Source organism: Prevotella rectalis, assembly GCF_900607215.1.
In the GTDB taxonomy this organism is placed as follows: Bacteria; Bacteroidota; Bacteroidia; order Bacteroidales; family Bacteroidaceae; genus Prevotella; species Prevotella brunnea.
In genome coordinates, this window is the sequence record NZ_LR027822.1 from 727,151 (window position 1) to 737,891 (window position 10,741).

8 protein-coding genes are annotated in these 10,741 nt (G+C 44.7%); 3 read left to right on the plus strand and 5 right to left on the minus strand.

Features of this window, described 5'->3' with window-relative positions; translation table 11 throughout:
• Positions 1–836: DUF4372 domain-containing protein (locus tag E0E16_RS11370; protein ID WP_130830655.1), on the minus strand; the 836-nt coding region annotated here is incomplete at its 3' end.
• 680 nt (positions 837–1,516) lie between these two features.
• Between E0E16_RS11370 and E0E16_RS11380 the strand changes: the two genes are divergently transcribed.
• Entirely contained in the window at positions 1,517–3,247 is a 1,731-nt protein-coding gene (locus E0E16_RS11380; RefSeq protein WP_130830380.1) for a GH25 family lysozyme, read from the plus strand.
• A gap of 114 nt (positions 3,248–3,361) precedes the next feature.
• Here E0E16_RS11380 and E0E16_RS11385 read toward each other — a convergent pair whose 3' ends face one another.
• From E0E16_RS11385 to lysS, 4 genes are all read right to left on the minus strand, one after another.
• On the minus strand, positions 3,362–4,081 hold the full coding sequence (locus E0E16_RS11385) for an inorganic diphosphatase (protein ID WP_130830381.1): 720 nt from the start codon (positions 4,079–4,081) through the stop codon (positions 3,362–3,364).
• 81 nt (positions 4,082–4,162) lie between these two features.
• Entirely contained in the window at positions 4,163–5,509 is a 1,347-nt protein-coding gene (locus E0E16_RS11390) for a glucose-6-phosphate isomerase (RefSeq protein ID WP_130830382.1), read from the minus strand.
• 4 nt (positions 5,510–5,513) lie between these two features.
• Positions 5,514–6,509: an NAD(P)H-dependent glycerol-3-phosphate dehydrogenase gene (locus tag E0E16_RS11395; RefSeq protein WP_130830383.1), complete on the minus strand. Its 996-nt coding sequence runs from the start codon at positions 6,507–6,509 to the stop codon at positions 5,514–5,516.
• A gap of 51 nt (positions 6,510–6,560) precedes the next feature.
• Positions 6,561–8,297: a lysine--tRNA ligase gene (gene lysS, locus E0E16_RS11400; RefSeq protein ID WP_130830384.1), complete on the minus strand. Its 1,737-nt coding sequence runs from the start codon at positions 8,295–8,297 to the stop codon at positions 6,561–6,563.
• Between the two features lie 867 nt (positions 8,298–9,164).
• On the opposite strand from lysS, the gene E0E16_RS11405 reads away from it, so the two are divergent.
• Positions 9,165–10,091 carry a magnesium transporter CorA family protein gene (locus E0E16_RS11405; RefSeq protein WP_130830385.1) on the plus strand — a complete coding sequence of 309 codons (927 nt, stop codon included), beginning with the start codon at positions 9,165–9,167 and terminating at the stop codon, positions 10,089–10,091.
• Positions 10,092–10,334: 243 nt separating this feature from the next.
• A partial coding sequence (locus E0E16_RS11410; RefSeq protein ID WP_165444201.1) for a helix-turn-helix domain-containing protein occupies positions 10,335–10,741 on the plus strand: 407 nt, incomplete at its 3' end.

The following is a 10,741-nucleotide window of genomic DNA, read 5'->3' on the forward strand; positions in this document are numbered from 1 at the left end:
TTCTTGATATCCACATAGGTGATGATACGCGCTATATGGTTGATACCGCCCTTCCTGAACACCACCACCTGCTCACGATATTCCATCAGCCCATCCTCGTTCATATCCATGCAGTCTGCCAACACCTCGTATTTGAGATTTTTCTTCATCTTGGTGACATAGACGACGTTCCTCTCGGTCAGTTCCTCAAACTTTTCATAGTTAATATATGCACGATCCAGGGCAACGATTTCATCATGCTTGAAATGGCTGGGGGCGAGCATGAAGGAATCGTTGGTAGCGGCAGAGGTGAACTTCACGTCACAGTGAACTCCCTCGTTTGCATGAATGACGGAATGCACTTTTATGCCACCCTTCTTCTTTCCCGTCTTAGGATGACGGCCCACGCCCTTGAAGATGACGTTAGAGAACAGGGTTATCGTGGTGGAATCGATGATTCTCAGACGTTTTACCCATTCCTCCGTACCATTGCGTCGGCTGTCCGAAGAAAGTTTGTCCTTATTGGACTCGTAAAGGTCGTGATACACGTCCTCAAAGAATTTCTCCGAGCGTCTGGCGTTCGCGTCTGACAGGGTACTGCGCTTAGGAACCCTGTCAATGCCTATGTGATGAAGCTTGCGCACCTCAGCCGTCATTGCCGCCTCTATCTCGCGCAGGGAGTCGAAGCGCATGATGACTGCATACAGCATCGTAAGAAGATGGGTGAAGCCATCAAAGGTCTTCACATACCGCTCACCGCCGTTCCGACGGCTTATTTCAACTATTTTATCATGGTCGAGAGATTTTATCAGCTGACCATATACCGGCTGTCCGAAGAAATGTGTACTTTTGCCCATGTTATCTGAGTTTGGAAACAAAAGCAAAGATAACAAAAAGGGCTGATACCTCGTGAGAAGTGTCAGCCCTAATTCATAAAAAATGTGGGATGTTTAGCGGACAGTAATAATCTGTAATAATGCCGTTGATATAATGACTGGGGATAGAGACAGCCTTATTCAATTTGTCGGGCTAATGAATAGTAAACTTTTTGATTGATATCTCAAACTTACAACTGAGGCAGAAGTTCAAGGAGGTGGTATACAACTATATGTTACAACTTTGGAAAAAACTCTTTTGAAATTGGATTTCCAACAGTCTTTAACAGATATAGTATATCAGAGAATACATAATCAAGTAACAGATGCTACTGTTGATATGGCTGTTCTTGAAGCATATAATCTTATGTTGCTGTCCGCTAAAACTTTTTTTTGAACATAAAATTAGGACCGGATTCCTCGCATGGAATCCAGCCCTTTTGTTACCTTTGTTTTTTCTAACATAAATTCAAGTAACCATGAACAAAGGTACACATTTTAGCGGACAGCAATATATTCAAACACGTTTTATAATTTTGCACTTGCCGGGTGACTCTACGGTCGAAAAGAAAATAAAAACAGGCAGATTGATTTCTTTGCTTTTACGGAAACAAAGTTGAGATTTTATGTTACCTTTGCAAAGAATAAACGAATAACGAATAATGTTTGGAAACTTTTTCCACAAAAAACATCTTTATATTGCAGCCGGAATAACTTGCGTGCTTCTCGCGACAATTTTCATCTACAGATTGTTGCCACTCTCGCGAAAAAGTATTGAGCGGAGCACGGTCATCGTAAAACAGGAGGCTTACTACCGATTGGAGGTAAATGGGACGCCTGTCCTCTTTTTCACCGATTATAAAGGCACCCGGCTAATCGGAGGCGCGACAAGCAAAGACAGCGTAAAGGTGAGAAGTGTGCGTGTAAAAGGTTATTGGGTGAATATGCTTCCCATACTTCCAAGCTGTCGCGGGCGCATCCTCACGACATGGGAAAACAAGCCTTCTATCATTCTGAACCTCAGAAGTGAAGCTCTTCACCAATTAATGGAGAGGGAATATAAGCTCTTGGATGATGAGTTGGCAGGTTTGCAAACACAGCGCAACGAGCTGACGTATTACATGCGCACCCATAGCGTGCAGGATTTCGGTTATAACAGGATAGCCGATTATCAAAGGTATGTAACCTTGCAAATGGATTCGCTCTCTCGCTTCATCAATAAGTTGCGCGCCATAGATCAAAAGGGAAGGCTCCGCGTCAGACAAATCAACCGTTACGCAATCGTTAGAAAGAGAAACAAGAAGTCCGTGGTTTGTCGTCGCATTAACACAGATGCCCATAAGTCGTTCATACTGTTACAGACTTACAACAAGCGAACGCCCCTCTATGTAAGGTCAAAGATGAGTACCGAGCAGGCACGGAGTGAACTTGAGAAATCTCGTATTCCGGAAAAAACAGAACTCAATCCACCGGTGGAACCCCATATAACCGACTCATCGGGATATTATGTGGGACCGCTGCTAAATGGGAAGCCTCACGGCTATGGGAGGCACTTTGGAAAAAATGGCAGCTTCTACAGCGGACATTGGGAGAACGGACAACGAAATGGTTTCGGTTTTTATGTTGCTCCCCATGAGTATCTCATGGTGGGCGAATGGAAAGATAATGTTTTCAAGGGCGAACGGCTCACTTATCATTCCGAGCGAGTCTATGGCATTGACATTTCACGGCATCAGCACGAAAAGTATGACAAGGTGTTCAACATTGATTGGAATAGGCTAAGGATTAAGGACTTGGGAACACTAAGTACAAAGAAAATAAAAGGAAAGGTGGATTATCCCATATCGTTCATCTACATTAAGTCCACGGAAGGTTGCACGGTTTTCAATAAATATTATCACGAAGATTATCGAAAAGCGCGCGAAAAGAGAATCCACGTGGGTAGTTATCATTTCTTTTCCACTACATCTGCCGGTGCCGCTCAAGCGAGATTTTTCCTGTTGAAGAGCCGATTTTTGAAAGGCGACTTACCGGCGGTTCTGGATGTAGAACCTTCCGATGCACAAATCAGGAGGATGGGTGGGGCAGAGATAATGTTCAAGCACATTCGCGATTGGCTGTCGGTGGTGCATAAAGCTACCGGAGTGCGCCCCATCCTTTATGTCAGTCAGATGTTTACGAAGAAATATCTCCCTCTTGCCATAGACATTCAGGGGAATTACTTTGTTTGGATAGCCCGGTATGGAGAGTATAAGCCCGATATTAAATTAAAAATTTGGCAGTTGAGTCCCGACGGGAAGGTTGCCGGTATTCATGGCGATGTGGATATCAACGTGTTCAATGGTTATAAGAACAATTACGAAGAGTTTTTGAAAAAGCACACCATCCAATAAGAAGCGTACTTTCGGACATAAGAAATCGAGTCGAAATAACTGAAACAGCTGTCTCGGACGAGATTTCGGATAGCCGATATGGATAGCGATACCACGCTAACGACACAACACCATTTACCTTATTAATTGTTCCCAGCTATCAGCCAATTGGCGGATAGAGGGGAAAAGTATGTCGGCACCCTCATCGGTCAATGCGGAATTGGGAAGCGGTCCGCTGTTAACTGCAATGGTAAAACATCGCGCTGCCACGCCGGCACGAACCCCAAGAGGCGCGTTTTCAATCACGATGCCTTCGTTCGGGGCATAGTTGCCTGCTCGTTTCAATCCGGCAAGATAAGGGTCAGGGTTAGGTTTGCCACGTTTTACATCGAAAGCAGTAGTGATTTGGTCTTCGGAGAGAAAGTCGCTGAAATCGTCGAGCAGTCGTTGTATGAGTTTTCGCTGTCCACTTCCGGTAACAACGCCAATCCGCAGTCCATCTGCCTTTATTTTTCGCATCAAATCCTTTACACCATCGAAGATAGGAGGTGGTAGTAATTCGTGGAAAAGCCGGGCTTTCAATTCATAAATGGCTTCAGCCTCTTCCTCTGAAAGGTCTTTTTTGAGCTGTTCTTTGGCATATTTCTGAATGGTATCTACGCCACGAGCCCCCTCTGTGGCGTATGCGTCCTTGGCAGAGAACCTGATGCCGTGCGCTTTCATTGCCAACATCCACACTTGTGCGTGATTGGGCATGGAGTCGTAGAGCACCCCATCCATATCGAACAACACAACTTTCGGAGAGAACGGAATAGCCGATTTTTCGTTATATCTTTGGATCGCTTCTTGAAACATATTTTATACCATTAAAAATAGGATTCCCCCATCAGTTCTTTTTCAAGAAAGGGTGAGGGAATTAATTGGAGATGAAAGAGCTTAAAGCCTCTCTTTTATAGCCTTACTCTCTGCCTCATAACCCGGCTTGTTGAGCAAAGCAAACATATTCTTCTTGTAGGCTTCCACGCCCGGCTGGTTGAATGGGTTTACGCCTTGAACGATTCCGCTAATTCCACAAGCTTTCTCAAAGAAGTAGATGAGTTGGCCGATATAGTATTCATTCAGTTTGGGAATACTAACGCGAATGTTCGGCACCCCACCATCAACGTGTGCCAACCGAGTTCCCAACTCAGCCATTTTGTTTACCTCATCAACACGTTTGCCCTCGAGAAAATTCAGTCCGTCAAGATTTTCTTCATCGTGTGGGAAAAGAAGTTTTTTATTGGGTTCTTCTACCGACAAAACGGTCTCGAAGATAGTGCGTTCGCCCTCTTGTATCCACTGTCCCATGGAGTGAAGGTCGGTTGTGAAGTCGCAAGCCGCCGGGAAAATTCCCTTTGATTGCTTTCCTTCGCTTTCCCCGTAGAGCTGTTTCCACCATTCAGCCATGAAGTGTAGTTTCGGTTGGAAGTTGGCAATGATCTCTATCTTCTTGCCTGCCTGTGTGTAAAGAGCCTGACGCACGGCTGCGTAGCGTGCCGCGATATTCTCCTCGAAAGGAACATCAATGGCCGTTTCTTTCTCCATCGTGCGTGCACCGTCCATCAACAGTTTGATGTCGAAGCCTGCAACGGCAATGGGAAGTAAGCCCACCGGGGTGAGAACCGAGAAACGTCCCCCAACATTGTCGGGAATGACAAATGTTTTGTAGCCTTCTTGTGTCGCTGCCTTCCGCGCTGCTCCCTTTGTTGCATCGGTGATGGCAACGATAACCTCTTTGGCAGTATCTTTCCCACGTTGAGCTTCACATTGTTTCTTCAACAGTCGGAAAGCGAGAGCTGTTTCCGTGGTTGTTCCCGACTTTGAAATGTTGATAACGCCAAATCGCTTGTCTTTCAGGTATTCTGTCAGTTCATGGAGATAGTCCTCTCCGATGTTGTTACCTGCGAAGAGAAGGGTAGGATTTTTTTCTTCCTTCAAGAGCCAAGCGAAGCTGTTACCCAATGCTTCTATTATGGCACGTGCACCCAAATATGAACCTCCGATGCCTGCCACCACCACTACTTCGCACTTCTCTCGCAATGTATCTGCGACAGTCTGTATTTCGTTCAAGAATGCTTCGTTGGTTTCTGACGGCAGATGTAGCCAACCAAGAAAGTCGTTTCCCTGACACGTTCCGTTTTCAAGTGCTTCCTGTGCCTTAGCCACCTGTGGAGCGTATATTTCTACTGTGCCCGGATTTAAGAACTGAGCAGCTTTGGTAATGTCTAATTTGATACTTTCCATCTGTTTACCTGAATGAATCTGTTAATAATTTTATTTCAACTTGTGGACTGATACGTTCGTAAAGAATGTTGTAAACTGCATCTAAGATTGGCATGTTCACATGTAAGTGCCTGTTGATTTCTTTCATGCACTTTGTTCCGAAGTAGCCTTCTGCAATCATTTCCATTTCCACTTGAGCCGATTTCACGCTGTAGCCCTTGCCTATCATCATGCCGAACGTGCGATTACGACTGAAGTTACTGTAGCCCGTAACGAGCTGGTCGCCTAAATAAACGCTGTCGATCATTGAGCGTGGAATGGGGTTGAGTGCTGTCAAGGCTCGTTCCATTTCTTGCATGGCATTTGAGATGATTACCGATTGGAAGTTGTCGCCATATTGCAGTCCGGCACAAATACCGGAAGCGATGGCATAAACGTTCTTCAACACGGAAGCGTATTCAATGCCGAGCACATCGGGCGATGTCTTGGTCTTCACGTAGTTGGAAGCCAAGACTTCCGTCATGGCCTTTGCTTTCTCTTGATCGGAACAGCCTACGGTGAGATAGGTCAGGCGTTCCATTGCCACTTCTTCGGCATGAGATGGGCCCCCGATTACGGCGAGGTTGTCTTCCGGAACATGATACACCTTGTGGAAGTATTCGGAGCACACCAAATTCTCATCGGGAACGATACCCTTAATAGCTGTTACGATGAATTTATTGTTGAGTTTGGTCTTTACCTTTTTCAATATTGATTTCAGATAAGGCGAAGGCGTAACAAAGATTAGCGTATCATAGTCCTGCACCAACCGATTAATATCGGAAGACAAGGTTACTTCGTTCAAATCGAAGTGTGCGCTTGTCAGATAGGTCGGGTTGTGTCCGAGGCGACGAAAGTCTGCTATTGATTCGTCTCTCCGGAAGTACCAACCGATGTGGTGCGTATGTTCCACCACTATCTTCGCGATGGCGGTTGCCCAACTGCCGCTTCCAATGATGGCTATGTTTCCTACTTCGTACATATTGAAAAGGTAAAAGAGCAAAACGAGGTTTGCGTCTTTACTTTTTACGCTTTATTTTTGATTGGCTTTGTCAATCCACTGCTGAATGTCCTCAACCGATGGTTTGTCGTAGCCCAACTTATACTTTTTGTTAATCTCACCTATTTTCTGTTGTAAGCCTTGTGCTTTTTCTTCTTTGATGTTTTGAATAAGATTGAAACCGCATTTGCGAAGCACGTAAACCCAGTTTTCTTCCACTCCTATTTCCGCCCATTCCTTTATGCTGCTTTGTGGCATTTTGGCTTCCGGCTTCATTTGTGGAAAGAGAAGCACCTCCTGAATGTATTCCTTGCCGGTCATGAGCATTACCAATCGGTCGATGCCGATACCGATGCCCGATGTTGGTGGCATACCGTAGCGAAGCGCGCGCAGGAAGTCTTGGTCGATAATCATTGCCTCGTCATCGCCTTTGTCAGCCAATCGCATTTGGTCCTTAAAGCGTTCTTCCTGGTCTAATGGATCGTTAAGCTCCGAATAAGCGTTTGCCAGTTCCTTGCCGTTCACCATCAGCTCGAAACGTTCTGTGAGTCCGGGCTTCGAGCGGTGCATTTTCGTCAGTGGCGACATTTCCACGGGGTAGTCGATGATGAATGTTGGTTGGATGAACGTGCCCTCGCAGTACTCGCCAAAGATTTCATCAATGAGTTTTCCTTTGCCGAAGCTCTCGTCTATGCTTTCCATTTTCAATTCATCCACGGCGATATGGCGTATTTCATCTTCACTCTTGCCGTACAAGTCGAAACCCGTCTTCTCCTTAATGGCGTCAAGGATGGGCAATCGGCGAAACGGAGCCTTAAAGCTGATGAGATGTTCGCCCACCCGTACTTCTGTCGTGCCGTTCACTTCCATGCAAATCTTCTCGAGCAATCTCTCCGTGAAGCCCATCATCCATTGGTAATCCTTGTACTGAACATATAGTTCCATACATGTAAATTCAGGATTATGGAAACGATCCATGCCCTCGTTGCGGAAGTTCTTTCCTATTTCGTAAACTCCCTCAAAGCCTCCGACAATGAGCCTTTTCAGATATAATTCTGTGGCAATGCGCATATACATATCAACGTTCAGCGCGTTGAAATGTGTGATGAACGGACGTGCGCTGGCTCCTCCGGCAATGCTTTGCAAAGTGGGCGTTTCCACCTCTGTGTAACCTGCTTCATCGAAGAAGTTGCGCATGGTGCGCAATACCGTTGCTCGCTTGAGAAAAGTATCTTTTACGCCTTCGTTTACCACAAGATCGACGTAACGGCGGCGATAGCGCAACTCCGGGTCGTCGAACTTGTCGTAAGCTACTCCGTCTTTATATTTCACGACGGGTAGTGGGGTCAGACTCTTCGATAGCAATGTAATTTCCTCGGCGTGTACGGAAATCTCGCCCATCTGAGTCTTGAACACGTAGCCTTTCACCCCAATGAAATCGCCGATGTCTAGCAACTTTTTGAAAACAACGTTGTAAGCGTCTTTGTTCTCGTCCGGACAAATCTCATCGCGAGTAACATATACCTGTATTCTGCCTTTGCTGTCCTGTATTTCTGCGAAAGATGCCTTTCCCATTACGCGACGCCCCATAAGGCGACCCGCAATCACGACCTCCCGTTTCTCGTCTTCCTTAAATTCTGATTTTATGTCGGTGGAATATGCGTTCGTCGGATACTCTGCCGCCGGATATGGCTCAACCCCCATGTTGCGTAATTCCTGCAAACTGTGGCGGCGTACAATCTCTTGTTCTGATAATTCTAAAACGTTCATGCTTTCTTAAAACTCGAATTATAATTCTATATATTGATTTGCAAATGTACTAAATTATTTGCAAACTCTCGGGCTTTTTATCTTTTTTATGGTTCTTCCGTTAAATGGCATATTTAGCGAGGGCATTGAAAACGCGAAAATCCTTCCCGGCGACATGGGAAAAGTTCAATAATGTACTAAATTTTCTTCATTCATCTATCCAAAGCTTAGTTTTTGCTTTCCAAAAGGTAAGCTTTTGCAGTGCAAAAGGTCATGAATTGCAATGCAAAAGGTAAGCTTTTAAATAGCAACCAATATCACCTTGATTATCAATAGATTACGAAACGTATCCCTGGTATGATTTTTGTAATATAATTTCGTGATGATTAGGACGCCATTGGGAAAAGATAAAAATTTCTCACCATCATACAACGCAGAGAAATCTTAATGCCCGACTTTTGTTCATTGATTCCAAATGGTTCAATTGTGCTTAATGATTTGAGAAAAAGGAGGAAATCCTTTGTTTATCATCCTTTTGTGTGCATTGAAGGTAATTTCACTGAATCATCCGAAGTTACGGCTCGATAGCGAAAACGCAGAAAATGTCCGAGTGAAGGTGGTTTCATTAAACATTCGGAGTTAATTGATACAGCACATTCTTTACACAGACTCCTGCCCATCATTTTTTCGATCGATGAGCTGATAATTAAGAATAAAAAAACCGATATTTTACTTGGCAGAACGGAATATTATGGCTATTTTTGCACTCGAAAACTAATTTTGAATTCGAATGGACGATTATCACGCGAATACATTTTGTTTCTTAACGTGAGGATTGTAACTTAAGCGTTGCTAATCCCCACCCAAAATTTATGCGGAGATTAGCAAATGAAAACATACTGGAACATTAGCGGACCCCTAACTACCATCAAAGAATGGCAGTCTAATTGTTGGATTCAAGTTACCTGCCCCACAGAGCAGGAACAGCAAGAACTGGAAGAAACCTACGACATACCGGACTATTTCCTATCGGACATCAGCGATACCGATGAGCGTGCCCGCTATGAATACGATGATGGTTGGATGCTCATCATCCTGCGCATTCCTTACGTCAAGGAAATACGCTCAAGAACACCCTATACCACCGTTCCATTGGGTATCATACACAAACGCGACGTTACCATAACAGTCTGCAACTTCGAGACAAACATGATGCTCGACTTCGTTTCTTATCAGCAGAAACGCGGTGAGGGATTTACCGACTATGTGGACATGATATTCCGTCTCTTCCTATGTTCCGCAGTGTGGTATCTGAAACGGTTGAAACAAATCAGCAACCTCATCGACAAAGCTAAGCATAATTTGGACCGGGAGATTAACAACGAGAGCCTCATAGGATTGAGCCGTCTGCAAGATTCGCTTACCTATTTCGTTACCTCCATACGTGGCAACGAGAACCTGCTGGCGAAGCTGAAATTCAAACTGCAAGTGGATGAGTTGGATGCCGACCTCATCGAAGACGTAAACATCGAGATGAGTCAGGCGAGAGAGACAGCGAGCATTTACTCGGACATTCTCGAATCTACGATGGACACCTATTCAAGTATCATTAACAACAACATGAACACCGTGATGCGTACGCTCACCTCGGTTTCCATCATCATGATGTTTCCAACGCTCATTGCTTCGCTTTTCGGAATGAATGTCATCAACGGAATGGAACAAAGCAAATGGGGATTTGCAGTGGCAATGCTTATCTCGGTCTTCGTTTCCGGTGCATCTTGGTGGATTTTGCGACACAAACGACTCATTTAAAACTCCATGGAATTACACCATAATTATAAAAAGAACTCATCCAATCAAAACCAACTACCGACCGGCTGCCGGTGCAAGTTCCAAAACGAAGTGCAATAAAAGAGTAGCCCTCGCCGAGAGATGCAGACGTTCTCGAAGCGTAGCGAGAGGTTGTCTGCATCTCTCGGCGAGGAAAAAAAACAACCAGCAATACAAATAAAAAAGGGAGACCTCTGTCTCCCCAAGATTAATTAACTTTGTATTGTGAAATATCATCAATTAACCTCGGAGCAAAGGTCGCAAATTTTCGCCTTACTCCAAAAGAAAACAGGGAGAAAAGAGATTGCCACAATCGTCGGCATCAGTCAGTCAACACTATCACGTGAAATCAAACGCAACAGCACGCCATCAGAAAAGTATATCTGGACAAAGGCGCACGATATGGCTATGCAGCGCAGAAAGAGAACGGTAAAGAACGCCAGGCTCTCTAACGAATTAGTCTGGAGAATTAAGGAATATATCACCAATGACCAGTGGTCTCCACGACAAATATCAGGTTATCTGCGCAAGAATGAGGGAATAAAGGTGTCCCACCAATCCATTTATAATATCATTCATAATGATACAACAGGGGAACTTGCCAAACACACAAGGCATAAGATGAAATACAG

What these genes read in the sequence shown, in the direction of transcription:
- E0E16_RS11380 (WP_130830380.1), top strand. Translation starts at nt 1,517, where the DNA reads ATGTTTGGAAACTTTTTCCACAAAAAACATCTTTATATTGCAGCCGGA.
- E0E16_RS11385 (WP_130830381.1), bottom strand. Translation starts at nt 4,081, where the DNA reads ATGTTTCAAGAAGCGATCCAAAGATATAACGAAAAATCGGCTATTCCG.
- E0E16_RS11390 (WP_130830382.1), bottom strand. Translation starts at nt 5,509, where the DNA reads ATGGAAAGTATCAAATTAGACATTACCAAAGCTGCTCAGTTCTTAAAT.
- E0E16_RS11395 (WP_130830383.1), bottom strand. Translation starts at nt 6,509, where the DNA reads ATGTACGAAGTAGGAAACATAGCCATCATTGGAAGCGGCAGTTGGGCA.
- lysS (WP_130830384.1), bottom strand. Translation starts at nt 8,297, where the DNA reads ATGAACGTTTTAGAATTATCAGAACAAGAGATTGTACGCCGCCACAGT.
- E0E16_RS11405 (WP_130830385.1), top strand. Translation starts at nt 9,165, where the DNA reads ATGAAAACATACTGGAACATTAGCGGACCCCTAACTACCATCAAAGAA.